The sequence below is a fragment of the Streptomyces sp. NPDC079141 genome, assembly GCF_040686775.1.
GTDB lineage: Bacteria > Actinomycetota > Actinomycetes > Streptomycetales > Streptomycetaceae > Streptomyces.
This window is the reverse complement of record NZ_JBFBLP010000001.1, coordinates 1,015,202-1,041,467: the sequence shown is the minus strand read 5'-3', so window position 1 is coordinate 1,041,467 and position 26,266 is coordinate 1,015,202. Positions and strand designations below refer to the sequence as shown.

The window sequence follows — 26,266 nt, the reverse complement described above, 5'->3', positions numbered from 1 at the left end:
TTGTCAGTGCCCCGCGTTAGCGTGCACAGCAGTGACCGTTCCCGCACCGGGAGGCTTTTCATGGCTTCGCGACTCAACCCCTACCTCACCTTCGCCGGTGACGCCCGCCAGGCGATGGAGTTCTACCAGGAGGTCTTCGGCGGCACCCTCGCGCTGAACTCGTACGGCGACTTCGGGCAGAAGGACACCCCGATGGCCGACAAGATCATGCACGGCCTGTTGGAGACCCCGAGCGGCTTCACCCTGATGGGTGCCGACAACCCGCCCGGGGAAGAACAGAAGCCCGTGAACTCCGCGGTGAGCGTCAGCGGCGACGACGACGCCGAGCTGCGCGGCTACTGGGAGAAGCTGTCCGCGGGCAGCGAGGTGTCGGTGCCGCTGGACAAGCAGATGTGGGGCGACGTCTTCGGCATGTGCAAGGACCGGTTCGGGGTCACCTGGATGGTCAACATCAGCGAGAAGGCGGGCTGACCGCCGTGCGCGGCCGGGGCTCGAACCCGGCCGCCCGGTAGCTCGCGTCGATCAGCCGCATCGTCGCCAGGGCGTCGTCCGCGTCCAGCGGCAGCGGCACCCCCTCACGCACCCGCGCCGCGAACGCCTCCAGCTGGTAGGTGTACGACGAGCGGGTGCCCAGGTGCTCGGTGCGCTCGCCGTCGGCCGTGCGGATCACGACCCGGTCGTCCAGGTGCGGCAGCACGAAGTTCGGCGCGAACGCCTCACCCAGGGTGCCGACGATCCGCCAGCTCATCTCCAGGCCGTCGTACGCCATGTGACAGCGGGCGGCGGCGGTGGCGCCGTTCGGGAACTCCAGCTCGGCGTCGAGCCATTCGTCGACGCCCGGCGCGCCCGCCCGCTCGCCGCCCCGGGCTGCGGTGAGGCGCGGCGCGCCGCCGCCCCAGGGCGCCAGCGACCGTACGGCGTGCAGGCTGTAGCAGCCCAGGTCCATCAGGGCGCCGCCCGCCAGCGGCAGCGACCAGCGCGGGTCGGCGGCGTCCGGGGCGGGGATCGCCACCAGCGCCTCCACCCGGCGCAGCTCGCCCAGCTCGCCTGCGGCCAGCAGCTCGTGCAGGCGCCGGGTGACGGGGTGGAACAGGTAGTGGAAGCCCTCCATGAACACGGTGCCGGCCTTGGCGGCGGCCTCCCGCACCTCGGCGGCCTCCTCGGCATTGCTCGCCGAGGGCTTCTCCGACAGCACATGCTTGCCCGCCGCGAGCGCGGCCAGGTTCCACGGCCCGTGCAGACCGTTGGCGAGCGGGTTGTAGACGACCTCGACGTCGGGGTCGGCCAGCAGGCCGGCGTAGGAGTCCGCCACCCCCTCCACGCCGTGCGCCGCGGCGAAGGCCTCGGCGCGGGAGCGGTCGCGGGCGGCCACCGACACCAGCCGGTGGCCGGTCGCCCGGGCCGGGTCCACGAGGGCACGTTCGGTGATGCGTGCCGCGCCCAGTACTCCGATGCGCAGCGGTTCCCGGCCCGGATCGCTCATGCCTGCCGTACCTCCTCGATCGTGACGGGACGGTGCTCGCCCAGCGACAGTGTGCACGCCTCGGCGATCCAGCCCGCCTCCAGGGCGTCCGCGACCGTGCACGGGGAGGTCCGGGTGCCGGCCACGACCTCGGTGAACGCGGTGAGTTCGGCGCGGTAGGCCGCGGTGAAGCGGTCCATGAAGAAGTCGTGCGGGGTGCCCGCCGGGAAGGTCGTGCCGGGCTCGACCGAGCGCAGCGGCAGCTTGTCCTCCAGGCCGACGGCGATGGAGTCCGTGAAGCCGTGGATCTCCATGCGCACGTCGTAACCGCGGGCGTTGTGGCGGGAGTTGGAGACCACCGCGATCGTGCCGTCGTCCAGGGTGAGGATCGCGCCGGTGGTGTCGGCGTCGCCCGCCTCCCGGATGTAGTCGGCACCCCGGTTGCCGCCGACCGCGTACACCTCGGTCACCTCACGGCCCGTCACCCAGCGGATGATGTCGAAGTCGTGCACCGAGCAGTCCCGGAAGATGCCCCCGGAGGCGGCGATGTACGCGGCGGGCGGCGGCGCCGGGTCGAGGGTGGTCGACCGTACGGTGTGCAGCTTGCCGAGCTCGCCGGCCTGCACGGCGGTGCGGGCGGCGACGAAACCGGCGTCGAAGCGGCGGTTGTAGCCGATCTGGATCGGCACGCCGGTGTCCTGGACCGCCTTGAGCACCTCGACGCCCTCGCGCATGGTCCTGGCGACGGGCTTCTCGCAGAAGACGGGGATGCCGGCCTCGACGCCGGCCCGGATCAGCGCGGGGTGGGCGTCCGTCGCCGCCGCCACGACGATGCCGTCCACGCCGGCGGACAGCAGGGCCTCGGGCGAGTCCACGACCTCGCCGCCGAACCGCTCGGCGGCGGTCTTGGCCGCGTCCGCGAACGGGTCGGTCAGGACGAGGGAGTCGACCGCGTCGAGTCCGGAGAGGGTCTCGGCGTGGAAGGCGCCGATGCGGCCGAGGCCGAGGATTCCAATACGCATGGGGGTGCAGCTCCTAGAAGAGGGGGTTAGTCGAGGCCGCCGAGGACGTTCTGGTCCCAGTCGATCACCGAGCCGGTGACCACGCCGGACCGCTCCGACAGCAGGAACACCACGAAGTCGGCTATTTCGTCCGGCTGGCCCAGCTTGCCCATCGGCAGCCGGGCGGCCGCCCGTTCGCGCCAGTCGTCCCCCGCGCCGTGGAAGGTCCGCTGGGTGGCGTCCTCGCCCTCGGTCTCGGTCCAGCCGATGTTCAGGCCGTTGATCCGGATCCGGTCCCAGCGGTGCGCGTGGGCGGCGTTGCGGGTCAGCCCGATCAGCCCGGCCTTGGCGGAGACGTACGGCGCCAGGAACGGCTGTCCGCCGTGTGCCGAGGAGGTGATGACGTTGACGATCGTGCCGGGCGCCTCGCGGGCCACCATGTCCGCGACCGCGGCCTGCATCGCGAAGAACGGGGCCTTGAGGTTGATGGCGATGTGCTGGTCGAACAGCTCGGGCGTGGTGTCCAGCAGGGTTCCGCGGGAGGTCAGGCCCGCGGCGTTCACCAGGCAGTCGATCCGCCCGTATGCCGCCACGACCTGTGCCACGGCCGCCTTCGTCCGCTCGGCGTCCGCCAGGTCGGCGGGCACGAACAGCGCCTTGCCGCCGGCCGCGGTCAGCTCCGCCACCAGCGCCTCACCCGGTTCGGGGCGGCGCCCGGTGACGGCCACGACCGCCCCCTCGCGCGCGGCGGCCCGGGCTACGGCGGCACCGACGCCCTGGGTGCCGCCGTTGACGAGGACGACCTTGTCGTCGAGAAGTCCCATGTCGCTCAAGGGTCCTTTCAGCTCTGGCGCCGCGTGGCGCCGGCCCTCAGCTCGGCCCGCAGAGCCTCGGGAGTCCAGGCCTCGCGCAGCGCCCGCCGTGCGACGTCCGCCTGCGAGGGCGGGGCGAGTCCGTCGACGGGCGGGTCGTTGTCGAGGTTGGTGGGGAAGGGGTAGCCGTCGGCGCTCGCGGCGATCACGTTGTGCAGCCCGGCCTCGTCCGCGCCCGCGGCCCGGCGCTCCAGCAGCACGGGGTAGACGGTGTTCACCACCGCCCTGCGGTCCACGGTCTCCATCGCCCGCCCGAACGCGGAGGACACCTGGAGCAGGTTGGCCATGCGCCGGATGCCCGTGGAGCGGTTGGTTCCGGCGGCGTGGAACAGCGCCGGGTTGAAGAAGGCCGCGTCGCCCTTGGCCAGCGGCAGCTGGACGTGACGGTCGTCGAAGTACTCCTGGAACTCCGGCCGCCGCCAGGCCAGATAGCCCGGCTCGTAGGTCTGCGAGTACGGCAGGTACAGCGTCGGCCCGGACTCCACGGGCATGTCGCAGTGCGCGACCGCGCCCTGGAGGGTGAGCACGGGGGAGAGGCGGTGCACATGGGCCGGGTAGGCGGCGGCCGCCGCGTCGGACAGGAAGCCGAGGTGGTAGTCGCGGTGCGCGGTCTGCGCGGCGCCGCCCGGATTGACGACGTTGACCTGCGAGGTCACCTGGTAGCCGGGGCCGAGCCAGGCCTCCGAGACGAGCGCGAGGATGTCGTTGGCGTAGTAGTCGGCGAACGCCTCCGGGTCGTGCAGGGCCGCCTTCTCCAGCGCGTTCCACACCCGGTCGTTGGCGCCGGGCCGGGCGAAGTGGTCCCCGGCCCTCGCGCCCTCGGCGCGCTGCTCGGCGATCAGCGCCTCGAACACCCCGGTCATCCGGTCGACGACGGCCAGGTCGGGAAAGGCGCCCCGGAACACCACCACACCGGGCCCGTCGGTGAGGGCGCGGACCAGCTCGGCACGCGGCGCGGTCCCCTCGTAGACGGGCACGCCCTGCTCCACGGCGGTGGCGTGCGGGTAGTCGGCCGGGTCGGTGGTCCGCTCGACGAGGGTCCGGAAGGCGTCGAGGGAGCAGTCCTGTACGGACAGTGAGGTGGTCAAGGACATCGGTGTCCTCTCGGTGACAGAAGCGGCTCGGCGCTGTCATTCTTGTCAGGACAAAGACATCGAACAACCAGCAGGCGACCATCAAAAACCCCTCAAGGAGCCGCGGTATGGGCCACCCGTTCCCGATCCGGGAGATCGCACGTCAGGCAGGCCTGAGCGAGGCCACCGTGGACCGGGTGCTCAACGGCAGGGGAGGGGTGCGCGAGAGCACCGCGGGCGAGGTGCACCGGGCCATCGCCGACCTGGACCGGCAGCGCACCCAGGTCCGGCTCGTCGGCCGCAGCTTCATGGTCGACATCGTGATGCAGGCGCCGGAGCGGTTCAGCACCGCCGTACGCGCCGCCCTGGAGGCGGAACTGCCGTCCCTGCACCCGGCGGTGGTGCGCTCGCGCTTCCACTTCCGCGAGACCGGACCGGTGCAGGAGCTCACCCGGACGCTGGACCGGATCGCCCGGCGCGGCTCGCAGGGCGTGATCCTCAAGGCGCCGGACGTCCCCGAGGTCACGGCGGCCGTCGGCCGGCTGACGGAGGCCGGGATCCCGGTGGTGACCCTGGTGACCGATCTGCCCGCCACCGTGCGCGTGGCGTATGTCGGAAGCGACAACCGGGCCGCCGGGGCGACCGCCGCGTACCTCATGGGCCAGTGGCTCGGCGACCGCCCCGGCAATGTGCTCACCAGCCTGAGCAGCGGCTTCTTCCGCAACGAGGAGGAGCGCGAGATGGGCTTCCGCAGCGCCATGCGCGCCCGCCACCCCGAGCGCACCCTGGTCGAGATCGCCGAGGGCCAGGGACTGGACGCCACCCAGTACGACCTCGTCCGCGCCGCCCTCGAACGCGACCCGGAGATCCGCGCCGTCTACTCCATCGGCGGCGGCAACATCGCCACCCTCCGGGCCTTCGAGGACCTCGGCCGCGAGTGCGCGGTGTTCGTCGCCCACGACCTCGACCACGACAACACCCGCCTGCTGCGCGAGCACCGCCTGTCCGCCGTCCTCCACCACGACCTGCGCCACGACCTGCGCGAGGCCTGCCACCACGTGATGCGGGCCCACGGGGCGCTGCCGCCCGCGGGCGCGGCACTGCCGTCCGCGATCCAGGTCGTCACGCCCTACAACATGCCTGCGCCGTAGCGGTGTCCCGCATGTCTAGGACACCGGCACGTCGACCCACGCGCCGCTCTGCGCGGAGCGCGCCATCGCGTCCAGTACGGCGGCGCTGCGCACGGCGTCCGAGAGCGTGGCGCCGTACGCGGTGCCCTCGGCGACCGAGCGCAGGAAGCGGTAGGCCTCGATCACCTTGAGGTCGTCGTAGCCCATGGCGTTCGCGGCGCCCGGCTGGAACGCGCCGAACTCGCCGTCGCCCGGGCCGACGTAGACCGTGCTGACGGGCTGGTCCTGGTAGGTGGTGCCGCGGCTGACGCCGAGCTCGTTCATGCGGCGGAAGTCCCAGAAGACGGCGCCCTTGGTGCCGTGCACCTCGAAGCCGTAGTTGTTCTGCTCGCCGACCGAGACCCGGCAGGCCTCCAGCACACCGCGCGCGCCGGAGGTGAAGCGCAGCAGACAGGACACGTAGTCCTCGTTCTCCACGGGGCCGAGTTCGCCGCCGGCGGCGCGGCTGTGACCGGCCGTGGCGGCGGTGGGCCGGGCCCGCTGAGGGAGGAAGACGGCGGTGTCGGCGGTCAGGGAGGCGATGTCGCCGAGCAGGTACCGGGCCAGGTCCGCGCCGTGCGAGGCGAGGTCGCCCAGGACGCCGCTGCCCCCGCGCTCGCGCTCGTAGCGCCAGGTCAGCGCGCCCTCGGGATGGGCCGCGTAGTCGCTGAACAGCCGCACGCGCGTGTGTGTGACCGTGCCGAGCTCCCCGGACGCGATCAGCTCCCGTGCGGCCTCCACCGCGGGCGCGTTGCGGTAGTTGAAGCCGACCGCGCCCTGGACACCCGCCTTGGACACCGCGTCGGCCACCGCGCGGGCGTCCTCCGCGGTCAGGCCGACCGGCTTCTCGATCCAGATGTGCTTGCCCGCCCCGGCCATGGCGACGCCGATCTCGCGGTGCAGGAAGTTGGGCGCGGTGATGCTGACCGCCCGCACCCGCGGGTCGGCGGCCACCTCGCGCCAGTCGCGGGTCGTGGCGGCGAACCCGTACTGCGCGGCGGCCTCCTCGGCCCGGCCGGGCACCTCCTCGGCCACGGTCACCAGCTCCGGACGCACGGCGAGCCGCGGATAGTGGTGGCGGACACGGGCGTAGGCCTGGGTGTGCACCCGCCCCATCCAGCCGAACCCGACGACGGCGACACCGAGCGCATCCACCATGACAGCCCCTCTTCGCAACCTCTTTGGACCGGTCCAGAACTTGTCCAGGCCACCCTGAGCGCGATTCGCGCCCGAAGTCAACCCTTTGACAAGCCCGAACGGCTCATGGAACGGTCCATCCCATGAGGCAGCCGACCATCCGTGACGTGGCCGAACAGGCCGGCGTCTCCAAGTCGCTGGTCTCGCTGGTGCTGCGCGGCTCCGACCAGGTGCGGCCCGAGAAGCGGGAGGCGGTGCTGCGGGCCGTGCGCGAACTCGGCTACCGCCCGAACGCCGCCGCGCGCAGCCTCAGCGAGCGGCGCACCCGCACGGTCGGGGTCCTCCTGAACGACCTGCGCAACCCGTGGTTCGTCGATCTGCTCGACGGGCTGAACTCCCTGCTGCACGACAACGGTCTGCGGATGCTGCTCGCCGACGCCCGCCTCAACCGGCGCACCGGCCAGGACCCGGCCGAACCCCTCCTCGACCTGCGCGTCGACGGTCTGGTCGTGGTCGGCACGCTGCCCGACGCGGCCGCGCTGGGGGCGGTCGCCGAGCGGATCCCGGTGGTCGTGGCGGGCGCCCGTGAGGCGGTGCCGCCCCGCGTGGACGTCGTCGCCAACGACGACGAGCGTGGCGCCCGGCTGGTCACCGAGCACCTCATCGGCCTCGGGCACCGTCGGATCGCGCACATCGCGGGCTACGGCGCGGTCGGCGAGCTGCGCCGGCGCAGCTTCGAGGCGACGATGCGCGAGCACGGCCTCGCGGACCGGGCGGTGGTCGAGGCCGGCGACCTGACCGAGGAGGGCGGCTACCGGGCCACGGTCCGGCTGCTCGGCCGGGCCGAGCGCCCCACCGCCGTGTTCGCCGTCAACGACATCACCTCGGTCGGCGCGCTGTCGGCGGCCGAGGAGCTGGGCCTGTCCGTCCCGCGCGATCTGTCCGTCGTCGGCTACGACAACACGAGCATCTCCCGGCTGCGCCACCTGTGGCTGACCACCGTGGACGGCGCCGGGCACGACGTCGGCCGGCGCGTCGCCCGCTGCCTCCTGGACCGCTTCGACCGGCCCGGGGCGACGGGCCGCGTCCAGCTGACCGCCCCCGTCCTGGAGATCCGGGGCACCACGGCCCCGCCGCTCACAGATTGATCGCGTACGCCTTGCGCAGCGTCTCGTGCACCGTCCACGTCGTCCGGTCGCCCTCGCGCAGCACCGCCATGTCCCCAGGGCCCACCTTCAGGGTCGGCCCGCCCGCCACCTCGACGGTGGCCGATCCGCTGATCACGACGAACAGCTCGTCCGCCTCGGTGTCCGTGACGACGCCGGGGGTGATCTGCCAGATCCCGCGCACCTGACGCCCGTCCGCCGATTCCCAGACGACCTTCCCGGTCACCTCGGGCGTTCCGGAGACGATCTGCTCGGGCGCGAGCGGCTCGGGTTCGAGCTCGGCGTCGGGGATGTGGAGTACGAAGCTGTGGTCCATGGGGGCGACCCTAGCGAGATCGTCTCCCGTCCGGTGAAGACAGTCTGTCGGGCATCGCACCAGGTGAGCGGACACTTCGTCGGGTCCGCCACCACATCCTGCGCGCAATACGGCAGACAAAATTGTTGACAATCTTGTTTGGCTAGATTTAGGTTCGACAGGCACTCACTCAGGGAGGGCAACGATGCCGAAAGAAGCCCGTCCGAGCACCGGAGAGCAGGCCAAACAGCATGCGTTCGCGCAGCTGAGGCAGGCGATCCTGCACGGCGAGATGGCACCGGCACAGCGGCTGGTGGAGAACGAACTCGCCGAGCAGTTCGGTGTGACACGGGCGAGCATCCGCGCGGCACTCATCGATCTGGAGGCCCAGGGCCTCGTCGAGCGGATCCGCAACCGCGGCTCGCGGGTGCGGGTGGTGACCGTGGAGGAAGCGGTCGCCATCACCGAGTGCCGCATGGTCCTCGAAGGGCTGTGCGCTGCGAAGGCGGCCGTCGCGGCCAGTGACGAGCAGCTCGCCGAGCTGACCGAGCTGGGTACGGCGATGACCAAGGCCGTGGCCGACGGTGAGCCGGTGACCTACTCCGACCTCAACCACCAACTGCACACCAGGATCCGGGAGTTCTCCGGCCAGCAGACCGCACTGGAGCTGCTGGAGCGGCTCAATGCCCAACTGGTGCGCCACCGTTTTCAGTTGGCGTTGAGGCCGGGGCGTCCGCAGCAGTCCCTGAACGAGCATCTGGCGATGATCGAGGCGATCAGGGCCAGGGACCCGCAGGCGGCCGAGGCGGCCGTCCGTGCCCACCTCAGCAGCGTGATCGAGGCGCTGCGCGACTGACGATCGCGCGAGGCGGGCGCCCACCTGTCCACAAGGAGTTTCGAACGATGACTCAGGCCAACGCGCCCGCCCACCGACGATCCACACTCGTTGTCACCGCGCACGCGGGGGACTTCGTGTGGCGGGCGGGCGGCGCCATCGCCCTGGCCGCCTCCCGCGGGGAGAAGGTGACCATCGCCTGTCTCACCTTCGGTGAGCGCGGGGAGTCCGCCAAGGCCTGGCGCGAGGGGAAGAAGCTGGCGGAGATCAAGGCGATACGCCGGGACGAGGCCGAGCGCGCCGCGGCCACCCTCGGCGCCGAGGTCCGCTTCTTCGACGCCGGTGACTACCCGCTGATCGCCACCGCCGAGCTGACCGACAAGCTCGTCGAGGTCTACCGGGAGACCCAGCCGGACGTCGTCCTTACCCACCCCACCGAGGACCCCTACAACGGCGACCACCCGGCCGCCAACCGGATGGCCCTGGAAGCCCGGGTGCTCGCCCAGGCCATCGGCTACCCGGGCCCCGGCGAGATCATCGGCGCCCCGCCGGTCTTCTTCTTCGAGCCGCACCAGCCGGAGATGAGCGGCTTCAGGCCCGAGGTCCTGCTCGACATCACCGAGGTCTGGGAGACCAAGCGCAAGGCGATGGAGTGCCTCGGCGCCCAGCAGCATCTGTGGGACTACTACACCGACCTCGCCGTCCGCCGCGGCGTCCAGCTCAAGCGCAACGCCGGCCCGAACCTGGGCCTGGCCCACAAGACGATGGCCGAGGCGTACATGCGCCCCTACCCGCAGATCGCGAAGGAGCTGGCATGAGCGGCGTCATCGTCACCAACCCGCCGAAGGCGGAGCTGAAGGACGTCGACGCCCTGGCCGGCTACGGCGTGGCCACCGTCAGCGAGGCCATGGGCCGAACCGGCCTGCTGGGCCCGGACATCCGCCCCGTCCAGCAGGGCGTCCGGGTCGCCGGCACCGCCGTCACCGTCCTGAGCTGGCCCGGCGACAACCTCATGATCCACGCCGCCGTGGAGCAGTGCGGCGAGGGCGACATCCTGGTCGTCACCACCACCTCGCCCTGCACGGACGGCCTGTTCGGCGAGCTGTTCGCGACCGCGCTGCAACAGCGGGGCGTGCGCGGCGTCGTCACCGCCACGGGCATCCGGGACACCCAGGAACTGCGGGACATGGGCTTCGCCGCCTGGTCCCGGGCGGTCTCCTCGCAGGGCACGGTCAAGGCCACCGGCGGTTCGGTCAACGTGCCGATCGCCATCGACGGCCAGGTGATCCGCCCCGGCGACGTGATCCTCGCCGACGACGACGGCGTCGTGGTCGTACCGCGCGAGCGCGCCCGCGAGACGGCCGGGCGGGCCGAGGCCCGCGAGGCCAAGGAGGCCGCCACCCGCGCCGCCTTCCTCGACGGCCAACTCGGCCTGGACCGCTACGGGTTGCGCGAGACGCTCGTCCGGCTGGGGGTGACGTACCGGTCCCACGACGAGTACGTCCGGGACGGAGAGCGGTCGTGACCGGGCCCGCGGAGGTGCCCTGTCTGCTGATGCGCGGCGGCACCTCCAAGGGCGCCTACTTCCTGGCCGAGGACCTGCCCGCCGACCCGGCCGCCCGCGACGACCTGCTGCTGAGGATCATGGGCAGCCCGGACGAGCGACAGATCGACGGCCTGGGCGGCGCCCATCCGCTCACCAGCAAGGTCGCCGTGATCTCGCCGTCCGCCGATCCGAGGGCCGACGTCGACTACCTCTTCCTCCAAGTCGTCGTCGACCGGCCCGAGGTGAGTGACCGTCAGAACTGCGGCAACATCCTTGCCGGGGTCGGCCCGTTCGCCGTCGAGCGCGGACTGGTGGCGGCGGGGGAGCGGCAGACCGCCGTGCGGATCCGCATGGTCAACACCGGCGACCGGGCGACGGCCACCTTCCCGACGCCCGACGGCCGGGTCGACTACACCGGGGACGCCGAGATCTCGGGCGTGCCGGGCACGGCCGCGCCCGTGGTGATCGAGTTCCCGCCGGGCGAGAACCCCCTGCTGCCCACCGGCAGTGCCCGCGACGACATCGACGGCGTGCCCGTGACCTGCGTGGACAACGGGATGCCGACCGTCCTCGTCGAGGCCACCGCCCTCAAGGTCACCGGCTACGAGTCGCCCCGGGACCTGGAGGAGGACGTGGCGCTGGCCGACAGGCTGCACGCCCTCCGCCTCAAGGCGGGCCGGCTGATGGGCCTGGGGGACGTCTCCGACACCACTGTGCCCAAGGTCACGCTGCTCGCGCCGCCCCGCGAGGGCGGCGCGGTCACCACCCGCACCTTCATTCCTGTGCGCTGCCACACCTCGATCGGGGTGCTCGGCGCGGCCAGTGTTGCCGCCGGCCTGCGGATCGAAGGCGGCGTGGGGGCCGACCTTGCGGTGGTCGATCCCGGTAGTGACCGAATTCGCATAGAACATCCCACCGGATTCCTGGACATCGAAAGTAGCCTCGGGACCACCTCGGACGGCCTGCCCCGCGCGCGCCGTACCGCCGTGGTCCGAACGGCCCGCAAGATCTTCGACGGCACCGTGTTCCCCAGGGCCGCCGCACCATCCACAGGAGGTCAACGATGACTCCGCCGCTCGGCGACATCGCTCATATCGGCCATGCCCAGCTGTTCACCCCCGACCTGGACGCCAGTGTCGCCTTCTTCACCGACTATCTGGGGCTCACCGTCATCGGGCAGGACGGCGACACGGTCTACCTGAGGACCTTCGACGACTACGAGCACCACAGCCTGGTGCTCACCGCCCGCGAACGGCCCGGCCTCGGCCGGCTCGCCCTGCGCACCTCCAGCGAGGAGGCACTCGAACGCCGGGTGAAGGCGGTCGAGGAGGCGGGCGGCACGGGCAAGTGGGTCGAGGACGAACCCGGCCTCGGCAGGCTGTACGTCACCACCGACCCCGACGGCCACGAACACGCCCTCTACTGGGAGAGCGAACACTACGTGGCCCCCGAGGAGTTGCGGCCCGCGTTGAAGAACCAGCCGCAGGCCAAGCCCAACCGGGGCGTGGGCGTGCGGCGTCTGGACCACATCAACTTCCTTGCTGCGGACGTCCTGTCCAACGCCGAGTTCCAGCAGAACGTGCTGGGCGCGCGGCCGACCGAGCAGATCCGGCTCGACAGCGGGAGGATCGCGGCGCGCTGGCTGACGTACACGAACAAGTCGTACGACGTCGTCTACACCTCGGACTGGACCGGATCGGCGGGCCGGCTGCACCACATCGCCTTCGCGACCGACACCCGCGAGGACATCCTGCGCGCCGCCGATCTCGCCATCGACAGCGGGGTGTTCATCGAGACGGGACCGCACAAGCACGCCATCCAGCAGACGTTCTTCCTCTACGTCTACGAGCCGGGCGGCAACCGCATCGAGCTGTGCAACCCGCTCACGCGGCTCGTGCTGGCCCCGGACTGGCCGCTGATCACCTGGACCGAGGAGGAGCGGAAGAAGGGGCAGGCCTGGGGACTGAAGACGATCGAGTCGTTCCACACCCACGGAACGCCGCCGGTCGCCTGAGCGAAAACACCACCGGGGGGTGGGCCGCGCACGCCCGTGCGCGCCCACCCTTCCGTCGTATCCGGATCGTTGATGAGATTGTTGACAAAAGCGTTGACACTCTCGGGGACGGGTCCTTAGCGTCTAGCGCACCCCGCACGAGAGGAAGAACAAAGATGTCCCCCCTCGCTCCATCCGCCCGCGGCAGCAGACTGGCCCTCCTGGCCGTCGGACTGTGCTGGCTGGCCGTGCTCTTCGACGGCCTCGACATGTTCATCTACGGCTCGGTCCTGCCGCACCTGCTGGAGACGAAGACCTTCGGCCTCACCCCCGACCAGGCCGGTGACCTGGGCAGCTACGCCACCTTCGGCATGCTGGTCGGCGCCCTGACGGCCGGCACCGTCGCGGACCGGATCGGCCGCAAGAAGCTGATGGTCTCCTGCGTGGTCCTCTTCTCGCTGGCCTCCGGCGTCTGCGCGATGGCCGACAGCGTCGCCGTCTTCGGCCTCGGCCGCACCCTGGCGGGCATCGGCCTCGGCGGTCTGCTGCCGACCGCGATCAGCATGGTCTCCGACTACGCCCCCCGCGGCCGTACGGCGATCACCATCGGCCTGCTGATGACCGCCCACCACGCGGGCGGCATCCTCTCCGCCTACGTCGCCAAGTGGCTCATCGAGCCGGCCGGCTGGCGCGCCGCCTTCTGGGTCTGCGTGCTCCCGCTGCTCTTCGCCCCGGTCCTCGCCAAGTTCCTGCCCGAGTCGCTGAGCTTCCTGGTCGCCAAGGGCCGCACCGAGGAGGCCCGCACGCTGGCCGCCCGCTACGACGTCGAACTGCCCGCCGCCAAGACCGACAAGCCGGGCGCCGCCGACCGCTGGACCAACCTCGTCAACCTCTTCCGCGGCGGCGAGTGGATCCAGACCCTGCTGTACTGGCTGGCCTCCTTCGGCGGACTGCTCCTCGTCTACGGCGTCGCCACCTGGCTGCCCACCCTGATGCGCGCCGAGGGCTACGAGCTGGGCTCCGCCCTGACCTTCGTCGTCGTCTTCAACCTCGGCGGCATCGTGGGCATGCTGCTGGCCGGCCGTGCCGCCGACCGCTTCGGCGCCCCGCGCATCTCGGCGATCTGGTTCGCGCTGACCGCCGCCGGTGTCTTCCTGCTCAGCGTCCACATGCCGCTCGGGGTGACCATGACGGTCGTCTTCCTCACCGGCGTGTTCCTCAACAGCGCCCAGACGATGATCTACGCGACCGTCTCGATCCGCTCCAACCCCGAGAACCGCGCCACCACCGTCGGCTGGACCTCCGGCATGGGCCGCTTCGGCGCCGTCTTCGGACCGTGGCTCGGCGGCCAGCTGCTCGCCGCGAACAACGGCGACTGGGGCTTCACCGCCTTCGCGCTCGCGGGTGTGTCGTCCATGGTCTTCATCGGCATCGCCGCGCTGCGCGGCGGGCGCAGGACCCCCTCCGAAAGCACGCCGCAGGAGCTGGTCGCCAGCCACTGACCGGGGTGAACACCGGACGCCGGCACCGCGGGGGGACGCGGGGCCGGCCTCTGCCGTAGACGGGGAGAGACGTAAGGTGCTCGCTCATGGACGACAGCAGGAACCGGCGGGTGCGGCGCGCCGCGCTGACCGGTGCCGGTGCGCTGCTCGGCGGCGGGATCGCGCTGGGGGGTCTCCTCAAGCTCCACGCGCCCTGGTGGGTGCTGACGGCCGGGGTGCTCGTGTTCGTGGGGCTCGGCGCCTGGACCGGGACGAGCATCGGACGTCGGCGCGGCCTGCGCGACGCGGAGCTGGAGCCGGGGGAGACGGTGCTCGGCACCTACACGGTCCGGCCCCCGTACACCGAGCACCTGCCGCCCGACCTGCACAGCGGCCCGCAGTACCAGGTGCGGGTGACCACGCTCGGCATCCAGCTCTGGGAGCGCTCGGTACTGCTGTGGCGCCACCCCTGGCCGGAACTGCGGGTGGTCGTCGACGGTCCGCGGCTGCGGCTGCACCGGGACGGGCAGGAGGCCGGGACCCTGCTGCTGGAGCCGCCGGGCGGCGCGCGCGAAGTGCTCGCCGCCGCCCGGCGCCACGGGGCCGCCTGACCCTCGGCCCCGCCCGCTCAGCCCATCTGGTCCTCGTCCGACAGGTGCTCCACCGTGCGGCCCGTCTCGGTGAACGTACGGGTCACATGGCCCGAGGAGTACACCCACAGGATGCGCAGCGGGCGATCGCCGATGTTCCGGAACAGATGGGGGATCGGCGACGGGACGTAGGTGGTGTCGAACTGCTCCAGCTTCGTCACCTCGCCGTCCACCACCACCTCCGCCTCGCCCTCCAGGATCGTCACGTGCTCGTCGCAGTTGTGCGAGTGCAGCGGGGCGCCGGAGCCGACCGGATACACGCTCATCCCGCTGGTGATCCTGTTCTCGCCGCCCGCCGAGGGCGTGGTGACAAGCGGTGTCGTCACGACCGATCCGCCTCGGTCGAGGAGCGGCACCGACGCGACCTTGATGATCGTGGTCATCCGGGATTTCCTTCCGGTTCGTGGCTCTGCGTCGAACGACGTTAGGTCGCGCGCCGCCCCCCGGGGTGCCCTCCGGCGTGCAGTTTTACCTTGCACTCCGAGAAGGGTGAGCTTTCCGGACCCGGCTGTACCGTCGGCTGGCATCGCACGGCTCGACGATCCGTGCCTGTAACGCGCCGGAAAGAAAAGGCAGGTATCGGCCACATGAGGCTCCCCGTTCTCAGCGATGAGGAAATGGACCCGCGGCAGCAGGAGCTGGCCGCCCGGATCGCCGGCCGTCGCGGCGCCGTCCGCGGCCCGTTCCGGGTCTGGCTGCACAGCCCGGAGATGTGCGAACGGGCCGAATCCCTCGGCGCGTTCGCCCGCTTCGACTGCTCGCTCCCCAAGCATCTGCGCGAACTGGCCCTGCTGATGGCCGCCCGCAACTGGGACGCGCAGTACTCCTGGAACGCCCATGTGCACCAGGCGATCGAGGCCGGCATACCCGAGGCCGCCGTCAAGGCCGTCGCCGAGAAGCGCGAGGCCGTCTTCGACGACGAGGCCGACCAGGCCTTCTACCGGTTCTGCCGCGAAGTCCTCGAAGACCACTTCGTCACCGACGAGACCTTCGCCCGCGCCCTGGACCACTTCGGCCCCAAGGGCCTGGTCGACACCATCGGCGCACTCGGCAACTTCACCATGCTCGGCATGTGCCTGAACACCTTCCAGGTGGACCTCCAGGCCGACAAGGAACCCCCCTTCCCGGACATCCGCGGCTACGGCCGTATCGCCGCCGACGACGACCGGGCCGCGTCATGACACCCGTGCTCCGCGTCCGTGGTGTCACCAAGAGCTTCGGCGGCGCGGCCGCACTCAAAGAGGTCGACCTGGAGCTGCACCCCGGGGAGATCCACGCCCTGATGGGCATGAACGGCGCCGGCAAGTCGACCCTCGTGCACGTCCTCGCCGGCGTCCACCAGCCCGACGGGGGCACCGTCGAGATCGACAGCCACGCCCACGGCTCGCTGACCATGAGGCAGGCCCGGCGCCTGGGCATCTCCTTCGTGCCGCAGCGCCGCGAACTCGTCATGGGACTCACCGTCGCCGAGAACATCCTGCTCGGCGTCCTGCCCGTCCGGCGCGGCCGGGTCAGCTGGTCCACGGTGAAGGCCGAGGCCCGCAAGGCCCTCGACGGCCTCGGCATCCAGCTCGACGTGGAGCAGCCGGCCGGGTCCCTGACCGTGGCCGAGCAGACCATGGTCGAGGTGGCCCGCGAAGTGCGCCGCGGCGGCCGGGTCCTCATCCTCGACGAACCCACCGCCTGTCTGGGCGCCCACGCCTCCCAGCAGGTCAAGACGCTGGTGCGCAGACTGCGGGACGAGGGCATCGCCATCGTCTACATCTCGCACTACATCGACGAGGTGCTGGAGGTCGCCGACCGGGTCACGGTCATGCGCGACGGACGCGTCGTGCACACCGCCCCCGCCGCCGAACTCGACGGGCCGGGCCTGGTCAAGCACATGGTCGGCCGGGACGTGGTGTCGCGGCGCCCCACCCGGCCGGCACCCAAGGACGAGATCGGGATCGAGGTCCGCGGACTGAGCCGCGGCCGCTTCATCCGGGACTTCGCCGTCCAGGTGCACAAGGGCGAGGTCGTCGGCGTACTGGGAGCCGCGGGCGACGCGCAGTCGTACCTCTTCGACCTGCTCTCCGGCCGCGCCCGCCCGGACGCCGGGGACATGCTCGTCGACGGCCGCCCGGTCCCGCTGGGCAAGGTGCGGCACTCGCTGCGCAGCGGACTGCGGTGCGTGACCGGGGACCGCCGCAACCTCGGCATCATCCCCGCACTGACCGTCGACGAGAACCTCATGCTCGCCACCGACCGGTTCGCGGGCCGCCAACTGCACCGCGAGTCCGAGCAGTCCCGCCGCGCGGCCCCCCGCCGCGACACCTACGGCGTGGTCACCCTCTCGCGCAATCCCGCCGTCAGCACGCTCTCGGGCGGCAACCAGCAGAAGGTCCTCCTCGCCAAGTGGCTGGAGACCGCGCCCACCGCCGTCTTCCTGGAGGACCCCACCAACGGCGTCGACGTGGCGGCCATGGCCGACATCCACACGATCATCGACGACCTCGCCGGCCGGGGCGTGGCGGTCCTGCTCGCCTCCTCCTCCGCGGAGGAGGTCATGCGCCTGGCCGACCGAGCGGTGGTCGTGCGCTCCGGCCGCGTCGTGGCCGAACACGACATCGCCCGCATCACCCGTGACGAACTCGTCGCGACCGCCCTGGGAGGGAACGACTCATGAGCCTGAAGACCACGGCCCCCGACGTGGAGCAGCCTGCCCCGCGCCAGGAGAGCGCGAAGGGCGGCCTCCTGACGGCCGTGCAGCGGATCCCGCACCTCGGCCTGCTGCTCGTGCTGATCCTGGTCGCGGGCTTCACCGCCACCCAGAGCGACGCCTTCTTGACCCAGGACAACCTGATCAACGTCCTGCGCCAGGTGAGCATCACCGCCGTCATCGCGGCAGCCCTGACCCTGGTGATGACCGCGGGCGGCATGGACTTCTCCATGGGCAGCAATGTCTACGTCGTCGCCGCCTTCGCCGCCCAACTCCTGCACGGCGGCACCTCGGTGGCCGTCACGATCCTCGCCTCCGTCGCCCTCGCCATGGCGATCGGCCTGGTCAACGGCCTGGTCGTCACCTACACCAAGGTGGCGCCGTTCGTGGTGACCCTGGCCACCGCCACCATCCTGGACGGCGTCCAGCTCGTCATCCTCGACGGCAAGACCGTCTCCGGCGGCGACGCGCTGTCCGACCTCGGCGCCGGCTACTTCGTCGGACTGCCCAACCTGACCTGGCTCGCGCTGATCGTCCTCGCGCTGACCGCACTGGTCATGAAGTACACGACATACGGCCGCGATCTGTTCGCCATCGGCGGCAACGAGCACGTCGCCCGGCTCAGCGGCATCGGCGTCAACCGCAACAAGCTGCTGCTGTACGCGGGCGCCGGCGCTCTGTCCGGTCTGGCCGGCGTCATGCTGCTGTCCCGTCTGGTGGCGAGCAGCCCCAGCCCGGGCGGCGGACTGATGCTCCAGCTCAGCGCCGTGGCGGCGGTCGTCATCGGCGGTACGGCGCTGGAGGGCGGCCGGGGCACGGTCGTCGGCACGATCCTCGGGGTCGTCCTGCTCGGCGTGGTCGCCAACTCGCTGAACCTGCTCCAGATCTCCTCCTTCTACCAGCCGGTGTCGGTCGGCACGGTCCTGGTGATCGCCGCGATCGCCAACCAGTTCCAGAAGTCCCGCCACTCGGCCCACTGAACCGCACGTCCGACACGAAAGGCACCGCACGATGAGAATCACCTCCCGGTACCGCACCGCCGTCGTCGCCACCGCCGTGGGCGCGGGGCTGCTGCTCAGCGGCTGCTCCAAGGACGAGGACACGGTCAGCTCCGCCGCCGGTGACGGCGACTACACGATCGGCTTCGTGAACGGCAACAACACCGAGTTCCACACCTGTCTCCAGGGGTCGATCGAGGCGAAGGCCGAGGAACTGGGCGTCGAGCTCTACACCGCCAACTCCACCCAGGACCCGGGCAAGGAGCTGTCCAACATCGAGGACATGATCTCCCGCGGGGTCGACGCGGTGATCGTCCAGACGGTCAACGTGGACGCCCTGGAGGCGGACATAGCCAAGGCCGAGGCGGCCAACGTGCCGATCTTCCTGACCTCGGTGCTCCTGGAGGACATGAAGGACGTACTCGGCGCCTCCGTCGTGCCGCTCGCCGAAGTCGGCAAGATGGACGCCGAGTTGGTAGCCAAGGACGCCGGCGGCAAGAAGGTGCAGGTCGGCGTTATCGCGGGCGCTCCGGGCGCGGCCTCCGACGTCCTGGTGGGCGGCTTCACCGACAACCTCCCGGACACCGCGAAGGTGGTGGCCAACCAGCCGGGCATGTTCAGCCCCGCCAAGGCGCAGGAGGTCGCGGAGAACATGATCCAGGCGCACCCCGACCTGGACTATGTCTTCGTCGCCAACGAGGAGATGGCCTTCGGCGCCCTCAACGCCTTCAAGGCCGCCAAGGCCGACGTCAGGATCGTCACGAACAACGGCACCGAACGCGGCGTCGAGGCCGTCAAGGACGGCACCTTCCTCGGCACGGTCTCCAACCCGGCCCAGCTCACCGGCGCCAACGCCCTGGACAGCACCGTGAAGCTGCTCGACAAGGACAAGGGCGCCGAGAAGGTCACCCGGACCCCGCTGACCCTCGTGACGAAGGACAACGCCGACCAGGCGCCGGCCTACTGCGCCGAGTGACCGTAGAAAAGGGCAGGTCACGCCACTTCTGAAACAGGATCGTTTCACTTAGGGTGCCCTTACTTCGCCCAGCCCCGGAGGAACCGAGGAACCATGGACCGTCTGCTTCTGATGCACAGCTTCGTCACCGTCGCACAGGTCGGCAGCTTCAGCGGCGCCGCCAAGAAGCTGGGCTCCTCGGGCTCCCTGGTCTCCCGTCATGTGGCGGAGCTGGAGCGGCAGGTCGGCGTCCGGCTCGTCAACCGCACGGCCCGTTCGGTGAGCCTCACCGAACCGGGCCGGCGGTACGCCGAATTCTCCGCCCGCATTCTTGACGAGATCGAGGCCGAGGACGCCGGCATCGCGGAGTCGCACGATCGTGCCGAGGGCACGCTGAGCATTATCTGTCCCAAATGGATAGGCAGTCTGGATCTCGGGGACGCGATTGCCGCTTTCTCCGCCGCCCACCCGAAGATCCAGGTCCGCTTCGAACTCGGCGGAATGTCCGACCGGACCTACGACTTCCTGGACAGCGGATTCGACGTCGCCTTCCACACCCGGGATCTGCGCGATTCGAGCGTCCGCCTGAAGAAGATCTCCTCGCTGCCGTTCGTGCTGTGCGCGTCCGAGGAGTACATCGAGCGGCACGGATCGCTCGCCCACCCGAACGACCTCGCGCACCACGACTGCCTGGTCCATGTGAACGACCCGGTCTGGCGCATCGGCCACGGTCACGCGAGCACGCTGCACAAGATCCGCAACATCGCCTTCTCGTCCAACTCCTACATCGCGTTGCAGAAGGCCGCCGTCCACGGCCGCGGCCTCGCCCTGCTCCCGCAGCGTTCGGCCTACGACGACCTCGTCTCCGGCGCCCTCCAGGTGCTGCTGCCCGACCTCGCCGTACCCGACCGCCCGCTGTACGCGATCTACGGCCCCGGGCAGGACACCCCGCGCAAGGTCAGCGTTTTCCTGGACTTCCTCGCCGCCTGGTTCTCCGAGAACCCGATTCCGGCGATCCGGCCCGCAACTCGGCCTTAGCCGCAAGAAACGTTTGCGCAGCTGGTAGAGCTCGGGGCGTTGAGGCCGCCATACCCCGAAACCTACGCTCACGAGGCGACCCGGAAACGAGGAGTCCATGGGAATCCAGAGAATCGAATCGGTCACCTACAGCATCGCCGACCTCGACGAATGCGTCCGGTTCTACGACGACTTCGGGCTGTTCCTGGTGGAGCGGACCGAGGAGCACGCGGTGTTCGAGACCCTCACCGGGCAGACGCTCCACCTGGACACCGAGCCCGGCCCCCGGCTGCCGGCCCCGGTGGAGGACGGCCCCACCCTGCGCGAGGTGGTGTGGGGCGTCGACACCCCGCAGGAGCTGGAGCGGCTGGTGGCCGCGGTGGGCAAGGAGCGCGAGGTCCGGTTGAGCGCCGACGGCGTCCACCACACCGTCGACGAGTCGGGCTTCGGCGTCGGCCTCACCCTGGCCCGGCCCCGGCCCGCCCCCGTGGAGCCGCGCCCCGCCAACGCGCTGGGCAGCGTCAACCGCTGGAACACCGCACTGGAGCCGATCGAGCGGGTCCGTCCCCTGAGGATGTGTCACGTGGCCCTGAACATCCGCAAGGAGGGCCGGGAGGAGGCCGTCGCCTTCTACACCGACCGCCTCGGCTTCCGGCCCACCGACGTCGTCGAGCCGATGGGCGTGTTCATGCAGGCCCCCGGCGACGACGACCAGCACACCATGCTGCTGTGCCACCGCCCCGACCGGGCCGGCGTCAACCACATCGCCTACGAGGTGCCGGGCTTCGACGACGTCGTCGAGGGCGGCAACTACATGATCGAGCACGGCTGGCGCGAGGCCCGCAGGCTCGGCCGGCACACCATCGGCTCCAACGTCTTCCGCTTCCTGCACGCCCCGAGCGGCGGCCGCGTCGAGTACGCCGCCGACATGGACCGGGTCGACGACTCCTACGAGACCCGCGTCCACGAGACGACTCCGCCGCACCACATCTGGGCCCTGCGCACCAACCGCGACAACGAAGCCTCTTGAGAGGGCAGCCACGCATGACCACCGACCACGGCTATCCGGCCGTCCGCATGTACATAGCGGGCGAGTGGTGCCAGGGCGCCACCGGACAGACCGCCCCGATCCTCAACCCGGCCACGGAAGAGGCGATCGGCGCCGTCCCGCTCGCCACCCCCGCGGACCTCGACCGCGCCCTTCAGGCCGCCGAGGAGGGCTTTCGCACCTGGCGCGACACACCCGTCGCCGAGCGCTCCGCGATCCTGCACGCCGCCGCCGACCTGCTCACCGAGCGGGCCGCCGAGGTGGGCCGGATCATGACCCTGGAGCAGGGCAAGCCGCTGAAGGAGGCGGCCGGCGAGGCCCGCCGGGTCGCCGACACCCTGCGCTGGCACATCGAGGACGCCCGCCGCGCCTACGGCCGTGTCATCCCGGCCGCCCCCGGCACCCTGCTGACCGTGCGCCGGACGCCCGTCGGGCCCGTCGCCGCGTTCGTGCCGTGGAACTTCCCCGCGGGCGGCCCGATGCGGAAGATCTCCTCCGCCCTGACCGCGGGCTGCTCGATCGTCATCAAGGCCTCCGAGGAGACCCCGGCCACCGCCGCCGCGCTCGTCGCCTGCTTCGCCGACGCGGGCCTCCCGGCCGGCGTCCTGAACCTCGTCTTCGGCGAGCCCGACGAGGTCTCCGCCCACCTGATCGCCTCGCCGGTCACCCGGCTGATCGCCTTCACCGGCTCGGTCCCGGTCGGCAAGCTCCTCGCCGCCGAGGCCGGCAAGGTCATGAAGCCCTCGCTGATGGAGCTGGGCGGCCACGCCCCGGTGATCGTCTGCGCGGACGCGGATCCGGTCAGGGCCGCCCGCAAGGCCGCGCAGGCGAAGTTCGTCAACGCCGGTCAGGTCTGCACCTCGCCGAGCCGCTTCCTGGTCCACGAGAGCATCGTCGACGCCTTCACCGCCGAGTTCGTGAAGGCGGCGGAGGCCGTGGTCGTCGGCGACGGTCTCGCCGAGGGCACCACCATGGGCCCGCTGGCCAACGAGCGGCGGCTGGAGGCGATGATCCGCCTGACCGCCGACGCCGTCAGCCGCGGCGCCAAGGTGCTCACCGGAGGTGAACGCCTGGACCGCCCCGGGTACTTCTTCGCGCCGACCGTCCTGACCGACGTACCGGCGGACGCGGAGCTGCTGCACGAGGAGCCGTTCGGCCCGCTCGCGCCCATCGTGCCCTTCTCCCGCCTCGACGAGGCCCTGCGCACCGCCAACGAGCTGCCGTACGGCCTGGCCGCCTACGGCTTCACCGACTCCGCCGCCACCGCCGAACGCCTCGCGGGCGAGCTGGAGGCCGGCATCCTCTCCATCAACCACTGCGGCGGCTCGGTCCACGAGGCACCGTCCGGCGGGGTGAAGGAGAGCGGCTACGGCCGTGAAGGCGGGCCCGAGGCGCTCGACGCCTACCTGGTCACCAAGCGCGTCTCCCATCTGCTGGTGCCATGAGGTACGCGCGAGTCTCGGTCGGTGGCCGGGCGGTATGGGGGAGGGTGGGGGAGAAGGACGTAGAGCTGCTGTCCGACTCCCCGATCGAGGGCCGGCCCGACGTCATCGGCACCGTGCCGACGGCAACAGCCGTATGGCTGCCGCCCGTTGTGCCGCCGGTGTTCTACGCGGTCGGCTACAACTACCCGCGGCACATCGCCCACGCCGGCGCCACGACCCCCGAACGCCCGGAGATCGGTTACCGGGCGAACAACGCCCTGACCGGGCACCTGTCACCGATCGTCAGACCGGCCGAGGTGGAGGGCCGGTTCGAGGCCGAGCCCGAACTCGTCGCCGTCATCGGCCGCACGCTGCGCAACGCCACCCACGCCGAGGCGCGCAAGTCCGTCTTCGGTTGGACGATCGGCAACGACATCAGCGCCCGCGCGTGGCAGCACGCGGACCGCACGTTCTGGCGCAGCAAGAACAGCGACACGTTCAAGCCGATGGGGCCCTGGATCGAGACCGATGTCGACGCGCTCGCCCAGACGACGACCTTGCGCGTCAACGGCGAGGTCCGCTCCACGTTCCCCACCGGCGACATGGTGTTCGACCCCTTCGACTACCTGGTCGAGATGACTCGGCACATCACCGTTCATCCCGGCGACGTGCTCTGGATGGGCGCCGAGTCCACCTGTCAGCTGGAGCCGGGCGACACCGTGGACGTCGAGATCAGCGGCATCGGCGTGCTGTCCAACCCCGTACACCTCGAAGGGAATCGAGCATGAGCAAGGAACCCCGCTACATCCACCACGTCAACTTCCCCACCACCGACCCCGACCGGACCGCCGAGTGGTACGCCAAGGTCTTCGGGATGAAGCGGATCATGCCCAAGTCCAACACCCGCGTGGTGCTGATGACCCGCGGCAACTTCGATCTGCACTTCACCCCGGTGGAGGAGATGGAGCGCATGGCGCCCTATCACTTCGCCGTCGAGGTCGACGACTGGGACGAGTTCCTGGAACACCTCAAGGAGCTGGGCATTCGCCACACCCGGCCGATCCAGCGCCCGGAGAACCAGTCGAAGTTCTGCTACATCCACGACCCCGACCACACCATGATCGAGCTGGTCTACCACGCCAAGCGCCCCAACTAACCCTGTACGCACGGGAGTTCATCTCATGCCCATAGCCGACTCCGACGGCACCTCCATCTACTACGAGCGCCACGGCAGCGGTCCGGCGATCCTGTTCGTGCACGGCAGCGGCGGCCACCATGCCGCCTGGTGGCAGCAAGTCGCGGCCCTGCGCGAGGAGTTCACGGTCGTCACGCTGGACCTGCGCGGCTTCGGCAAGTCCGACTCGTCCGACTTCGACGGCCAGGACTTCCCCGGCGATGTGGCCGCGGTGCTGGACGCCGAAGACCTCACCGACGTCATGCTGGTCGGCCAGTCCATCGGCTCCGTCGCCGCCCTGCGGGCCGGCCTCATGCGGCCCGAGCGGGTCTCCTCCGTCGTCCTCGGCCACTCCCTCGGCGGCATCAGTCACCCCGAGCTCAGGGAACTGGCCGCCGCCGACCGTGCCGAAGCCGTCAAACTCCCGGTCATCGACCGCCTGTTGACCAAGCTGTTCCAGCAGGAGCGCGCCGACCTCACTTTCCTCTTCCGGCAGATGGGCACCTTCAACGTCGCCCGGATGCAGGACCTGCGCAACCTCGACACCAACGGGCCCTCGCTGGAGGAGATCCAAGCCTCCGGCGTCAAGGTCGCCTTCCTGGCCGGTGAGAAGGACGCGGTGCTCAGCGTGAAGACCGTCACCCGCGCCCATGAACTGCTGCCCGGGTCGCACCTGGAGATCGTCCCCGGCGCCCCGCACTCCATGTACTGGGAGACGCCCGGGCCGTACAACACGGCGATCGCCCGGCTGCGCCGCACCCTCACCGCACAGAAGGAAGCCGTATGAGCACCCTCACCCTGGCCGCCGCCGAGGAGATCATCGACGCCGCCCACAAGCGCGCCCAGGCCATCGGGAAGGCGGTGAGCGTCGCCGTAGTGGACGCGGGCGGATTTCCGATCGCCATCCGGCGCCCCGACGGAGCGCGCCCGCTCACCCCCGACATCGCGCGCGCCAAGGCGTACACCGCGGCGATCATGCAGCGCCCCGGCACCATGCTGAAGAAGTGGCAGGAGAGCCAGCCCGTCTTCTTCTCCCAGCTCTCCCAGCTCCCCGGCGCCGCCATGCCGATCATGGCCACCGAGGGCAGCCTCACCATCAAGAAGGACGGCGAGATCATCGGCGGCCTCGGCATCGCCGGCGGCACCGCGGTCGAGGACCAGCGCATCGCCGAGGAGGTCCTCGGATCCCTCGGCTACGAGCTGGAGTTCGCCGCCTGGGGCGTCGCGGGCAAGCCGGCCGAGTCCGGAAAGGACGCGTGACCCATGGCGGATACGTTCAACTACCGCATCGACCACCACGGCAGCCTGGTCCGCCCGGGCGACCTCGCCGCGATCGGCGTACAGCAGGCGGTCGAGGACGCGGTGGTCTTCCAGCGCAAGCTGCGCTCGACGGTCGTGACGGACGGCGACTTCCCGCGTGAGGACTTCCGCAGCGCGGTTCTTGAGGGAGTGTCAGGATTCCGGCGTACGGATGAGGCGGGCCCTGACGGGCTCGTCCGCTGGGTCGCCGAGTCCCTGCCCAAGGCCAACGGCCCGCTGGTCGCGGACTGGGCGGAGAAGCTGTCCGGGCTGACGGTGATCGCACCGAAGGTCTCGCTGCCGTCGCCGGCGTACCTCGCGGCCACCACCTTCCAGGCCGGGCTCGGTGTCGCCTCCGCGCGTGAGCTGGGCGAGGCCCTCGCCGAGCTCATCCAGGCGGAGATCGCGCTGCTGGTGCAGAAGGGCGTGCGCCTCATCCAGCTCAACAACCCGCTCCTGCTCGCGGGCGACCTGGGCGCGTTGTCCTTCGAGGACGCGCTCGCCGTCGACGCGCTCGCGGTAGGGCTCGACGAGCGCCCCGAAGGCGTCCGCATCGGCATCTGCCCCGGCTGGGAGGCCCCGGCCGAGGTGGACCGCGCGGCGGCCGAGCACATGTACGGCGAGATCCCGGCGGACCGCTGGATCCTGCCGCTCCTCCAGGGCAGCGCGGCCGAGCTGGAGCTGGTCAAGGCGCTCCCGGAGGACCGGGACGTGTGCCTGGGCGTGGTCGACGCGACCGTGCCCGACCTGGAAGACATCGACACGGTCCTGGCCAGGATCGACGCCGTCGGCGAGATCAAGGACCTGGAGGACGCGGCCGTGTCCCCGTCCCGAGGCTTCGCCGACGTGGCGGACCGTCCGCTGCTGACCACCGAGGAACAGCGCAGGAAGCTGGTCCTGGTGGAGACACTCGCCCGGTACGTCTGGGGCAACGAGTTCTGACACAGCGAGAGGGGCCGGGATTCCCGGCCCC

At 71.0% G+C, this 26,266-nt stretch carries 29 protein-coding genes; 22 read left to right on the top strand and 7 right to left on the bottom strand.

What is annotated here, in order from left to right:
• Nucleotides 1–60: 60 nt before the first annotated feature.
• Complete coding sequence (locus tag AB0Q90_RS04790) at nucleotides 61–471, top strand: VOC family protein (protein WP_363159007.1); 411 nt, start codon at nucleotides 61–63, stop codon at nucleotides 469–471.
• On the opposite strand, the gene AB0Q90_RS04785 is transcribed toward AB0Q90_RS04790, so the two are convergent.
• The 4 genes from AB0Q90_RS04785 to AB0Q90_RS04770 are packed head-to-tail and all read right to left on the bottom strand — an operon-like array spanning nucleotide 452 to nucleotide 4,429.
• Entirely contained in the window at nucleotides 452–1,483 is a 1,032-nt protein-coding gene (locus tag AB0Q90_RS04785; RefSeq protein WP_363159006.1) for a Gfo/Idh/MocA family oxidoreductase, read from the bottom strand. The two genes, AB0Q90_RS04790 and AB0Q90_RS04785, sit on opposite strands and share 20 nt — an antisense overlap.
• On the bottom strand, nucleotides 1,480–2,484 hold the full coding sequence (locus tag AB0Q90_RS04780) for a Gfo/Idh/MocA family oxidoreductase (protein WP_363159005.1): 1,005 nt from the start codon (nucleotides 2,482–2,484) through the stop codon (nucleotides 1,480–1,482). The genes AB0Q90_RS04785 and AB0Q90_RS04780 overlap by 4 nt, the downstream gene beginning before the upstream one ends.
• A 26-nt stretch (nucleotides 2,485–2,510) precedes the next feature.
• Nucleotides 2,511–3,287, bottom strand: a complete 777-nt coding sequence (locus tag AB0Q90_RS04775) for an SDR family oxidoreductase (RefSeq protein WP_363159004.1) — start codon at nucleotides 3,285–3,287, stop codon at nucleotides 2,511–2,513.
• A gap of 17 nt (nucleotides 3,288–3,304) precedes the next feature.
• Entirely contained in the window at nucleotides 3,305–4,429 is a 1,125-nt protein-coding gene (locus tag AB0Q90_RS04770; protein ID WP_363159003.1) for a phytanoyl-CoA dioxygenase family protein, read from the bottom strand.
• Between the two features lie 107 nt (nucleotides 4,430–4,536).
• Here AB0Q90_RS04770 and AB0Q90_RS04765 point away from each other — a divergent pair, with 107 nt between their 5' ends.
• Complete coding sequence (locus tag AB0Q90_RS04765) at nucleotides 4,537–5,559, top strand: LacI family DNA-binding transcriptional regulator (RefSeq protein ID WP_363159002.1); 1,023 nt, start codon at nucleotides 4,537–4,539, stop codon at nucleotides 5,557–5,559.
• Between the two features lie 15 nt (nucleotides 5,560–5,574).
• Here the strand turns inward: AB0Q90_RS04765 and AB0Q90_RS04760 are convergent, their stop codons facing one another.
• Nucleotides 5,575–6,735: a Gfo/Idh/MocA family oxidoreductase gene (locus AB0Q90_RS04760; RefSeq protein ID WP_363159001.1), complete on the bottom strand. Its 1,161-nt coding sequence runs from the start codon at nucleotides 6,733–6,735 to the stop codon at nucleotides 5,575–5,577.
• 122 nt (nucleotides 6,736–6,857) lie between these two features.
• On the opposite strand from AB0Q90_RS04760, the gene AB0Q90_RS04755 reads away from it, so the two are divergent.
• The gene (locus tag AB0Q90_RS04755) at nucleotides 6,858–7,862 is read left to right on the top strand and encodes a LacI family DNA-binding transcriptional regulator (protein WP_363159000.1); all 1,005 of its coding nucleotides are present in this window, start codon (nucleotides 6,858–6,860) and stop codon (nucleotides 7,860–7,862) included.
• On the opposite strand, the gene AB0Q90_RS04750 is transcribed toward AB0Q90_RS04755, so the two are convergent.
• On the bottom strand, nucleotides 7,852–8,196 hold the full coding sequence (locus AB0Q90_RS04750; RefSeq protein ID WP_363158999.1) for a cupin domain-containing protein: 345 nt from the start codon (nucleotides 8,194–8,196) through the stop codon (nucleotides 7,852–7,854). The two genes, AB0Q90_RS04755 and AB0Q90_RS04750, sit on opposite strands and share 11 nt — an antisense overlap.
• Nucleotides 8,197–8,380: 184 nt before the next feature.
• Here AB0Q90_RS04750 and AB0Q90_RS04745 point away from each other — a divergent pair, with 184 nt between their 5' ends.
• The 7 genes from AB0Q90_RS04745 to AB0Q90_RS04715 all read left to right on the top strand — a co-directional run bounded on the left by AB0Q90_RS04745 (nucleotide 8,381) and on the right by AB0Q90_RS04715 (nucleotide 14,641).
• On the top strand, nucleotides 8,381–9,031 hold the full coding sequence (locus AB0Q90_RS04745) for a GntR family transcriptional regulator (RefSeq protein ID WP_363158998.1): 651 nt from the start codon (nucleotides 8,381–8,383) through the stop codon (nucleotides 9,029–9,031).
• 47 nt (nucleotides 9,032–9,078) lie between these two features.
• Nucleotides 9,079–9,828, top strand: a complete 750-nt coding sequence (locus tag AB0Q90_RS04740) for a PIG-L deacetylase family protein (RefSeq protein ID WP_363158997.1) — start codon at nucleotides 9,079–9,081, stop codon at nucleotides 9,826–9,828.
• Entirely contained in the window at nucleotides 9,825–10,535 is a 711-nt protein-coding gene (locus tag AB0Q90_RS04735) for a 4-carboxy-4-hydroxy-2-oxoadipate aldolase/oxaloacetate decarboxylase (protein WP_363158996.1), read from the top strand. Before AB0Q90_RS04740 ends, AB0Q90_RS04735 begins: the two co-directional genes overlap by 4 nt.
• A complete protein-coding gene (locus AB0Q90_RS04730) occupies nucleotides 10,532–11,623 on the top strand; it encodes a 4-oxalomesaconate tautomerase (protein ID WP_363158995.1) in 1,092 nt (363 codons plus the stop codon). The genes AB0Q90_RS04735 and AB0Q90_RS04730 overlap by 4 nt, the downstream gene beginning before the upstream one ends.
• Complete coding sequence (locus AB0Q90_RS04725; RefSeq protein ID WP_363158994.1) at nucleotides 11,620–12,570, top strand: catechol 2,3-dioxygenase; 951 nt, start codon at nucleotides 11,620–11,622, stop codon at nucleotides 12,568–12,570. The genes AB0Q90_RS04730 and AB0Q90_RS04725 overlap by 4 nt, the downstream gene beginning before the upstream one ends.
• A gap of 155 nt (nucleotides 12,571–12,725) precedes the next feature.
• Nucleotides 12,726–14,051 carry an aromatic acid/H+ symport family MFS transporter gene (locus tag AB0Q90_RS04720; protein ID WP_363158993.1) on the top strand — a complete coding sequence of 442 codons (1,326 nt, stop codon included), beginning with the start codon at nucleotides 12,726–12,728 and terminating at the stop codon, nucleotides 14,049–14,051.
• 86 nt (nucleotides 14,052–14,137) lie between these two features.
• Nucleotides 14,138–14,641: a hypothetical protein gene (locus tag AB0Q90_RS04715; protein WP_363158992.1), complete on the top strand. Its 504-nt coding sequence runs from the start codon at nucleotides 14,138–14,140 to the stop codon at nucleotides 14,639–14,641.
• 17 nt (nucleotides 14,642–14,658) lie between these two features.
• Here AB0Q90_RS04715 and AB0Q90_RS04710 read toward each other — a convergent pair whose 3' ends face one another.
• A complete protein-coding gene (locus tag AB0Q90_RS04710; protein WP_363158991.1) occupies nucleotides 14,659–15,063 on the bottom strand; it encodes a cupin domain-containing protein in 405 nt (134 codons plus the stop codon).
• 234 nt (nucleotides 15,064–15,297) lie between these two features.
• On the opposite strand from AB0Q90_RS04710, the gene AB0Q90_RS04705 reads away from it, so the two are divergent.
• From AB0Q90_RS04705 to AB0Q90_RS04650, 12 genes are all read left to right on the top strand, one after another.
• Nucleotides 15,298–15,861: a carboxymuconolactone decarboxylase family protein gene (locus AB0Q90_RS04705; RefSeq protein ID WP_363159091.1), complete on the top strand. Its 564-nt coding sequence runs from the start codon at nucleotides 15,298–15,300 to the stop codon at nucleotides 15,859–15,861.
• A complete protein-coding gene (locus tag AB0Q90_RS04700) occupies nucleotides 15,858–17,345 on the top strand; it encodes a sugar ABC transporter ATP-binding protein (protein ID WP_363158990.1) in 1,488 nt (495 codons plus the stop codon). The genes AB0Q90_RS04705 and AB0Q90_RS04700 overlap by 4 nt, the downstream gene beginning before the upstream one ends.
• Complete coding sequence (locus AB0Q90_RS04695; protein WP_363158989.1) at nucleotides 17,342–18,358, top strand: ABC transporter permease; 1,017 nt, start codon at nucleotides 17,342–17,344, stop codon at nucleotides 18,356–18,358. Before AB0Q90_RS04700 ends, AB0Q90_RS04695 begins: the two co-directional genes overlap by 4 nt.
• Before the next feature lie 31 nt (nucleotides 18,359–18,389).
• Nucleotides 18,390–19,352 (top strand): sugar ABC transporter substrate-binding protein, encoded by a 963-nt coding sequence (locus AB0Q90_RS04690; protein ID WP_363158988.1) that lies wholly within the window; start codon nucleotides 18,390–18,392, stop codon nucleotides 19,350–19,352.
• A gap of 93 nt (nucleotides 19,353–19,445) precedes the next feature.
• Nucleotides 19,446–20,369 carry a LysR family transcriptional regulator gene (locus AB0Q90_RS04685; RefSeq protein ID WP_363158987.1) on the top strand — a complete coding sequence of 308 codons (924 nt, stop codon included), beginning with the start codon at nucleotides 19,446–19,448 and terminating at the stop codon, nucleotides 20,367–20,369.
• A gap of 97 nt (nucleotides 20,370–20,466) precedes the next feature.
• Entirely contained in the window at nucleotides 20,467–21,378 is a 912-nt protein-coding gene (locus AB0Q90_RS04680) for a VOC family protein (RefSeq protein ID WP_363158986.1), read from the top strand.
• A 14-nt stretch (nucleotides 21,379–21,392) separates the two neighbouring features.
• Nucleotides 21,393–22,841 (top strand): NAD-dependent succinate-semialdehyde dehydrogenase, encoded by a 1,449-nt coding sequence (locus AB0Q90_RS04675; protein ID WP_363158985.1) that lies wholly within the window; start codon nucleotides 21,393–21,395, stop codon nucleotides 22,839–22,841.
• Nucleotides 22,838–23,608, top strand: a complete 771-nt coding sequence (locus AB0Q90_RS04670; protein ID WP_363158984.1) for a fumarylacetoacetate hydrolase family protein — start codon at nucleotides 22,838–22,840, stop codon at nucleotides 23,606–23,608. The genes AB0Q90_RS04675 and AB0Q90_RS04670 overlap by 4 nt, the downstream gene beginning before the upstream one ends.
• Nucleotides 23,605–23,976: a VOC family protein gene (locus tag AB0Q90_RS04665; protein ID WP_363158983.1), complete on the top strand. Its 372-nt coding sequence runs from the start codon at nucleotides 23,605–23,607 to the stop codon at nucleotides 23,974–23,976. The genes AB0Q90_RS04670 and AB0Q90_RS04665 overlap by 4 nt, the downstream gene beginning before the upstream one ends.
• Before the next feature lie 25 nt (nucleotides 23,977–24,001).
• Nucleotides 24,002–24,781 carry an alpha/beta hydrolase gene (locus AB0Q90_RS04660; RefSeq protein WP_363158982.1) on the top strand — a complete coding sequence of 260 codons (780 nt, stop codon included), beginning with the start codon at nucleotides 24,002–24,004 and terminating at the stop codon, nucleotides 24,779–24,781.
• Nucleotides 24,778–25,254 (top strand): heme-binding protein, encoded by a 477-nt coding sequence (locus AB0Q90_RS04655; protein ID WP_363158981.1) that lies wholly within the window; start codon nucleotides 24,778–24,780, stop codon nucleotides 25,252–25,254. The genes AB0Q90_RS04660 and AB0Q90_RS04655 overlap by 4 nt, the downstream gene beginning before the upstream one ends.
• 3 nt (nucleotides 25,255–25,257) lie before the next feature.
• Nucleotides 25,258–26,235: a methionine synthase II (cobalamin-independent)-like protein gene (locus tag AB0Q90_RS04650; protein WP_363158980.1), complete on the top strand. Its 978-nt coding sequence runs from the start codon at nucleotides 25,258–25,260 to the stop codon at nucleotides 26,233–26,235.
• Nucleotides 26,236–26,266: the final 31 nt, after the last annotated feature.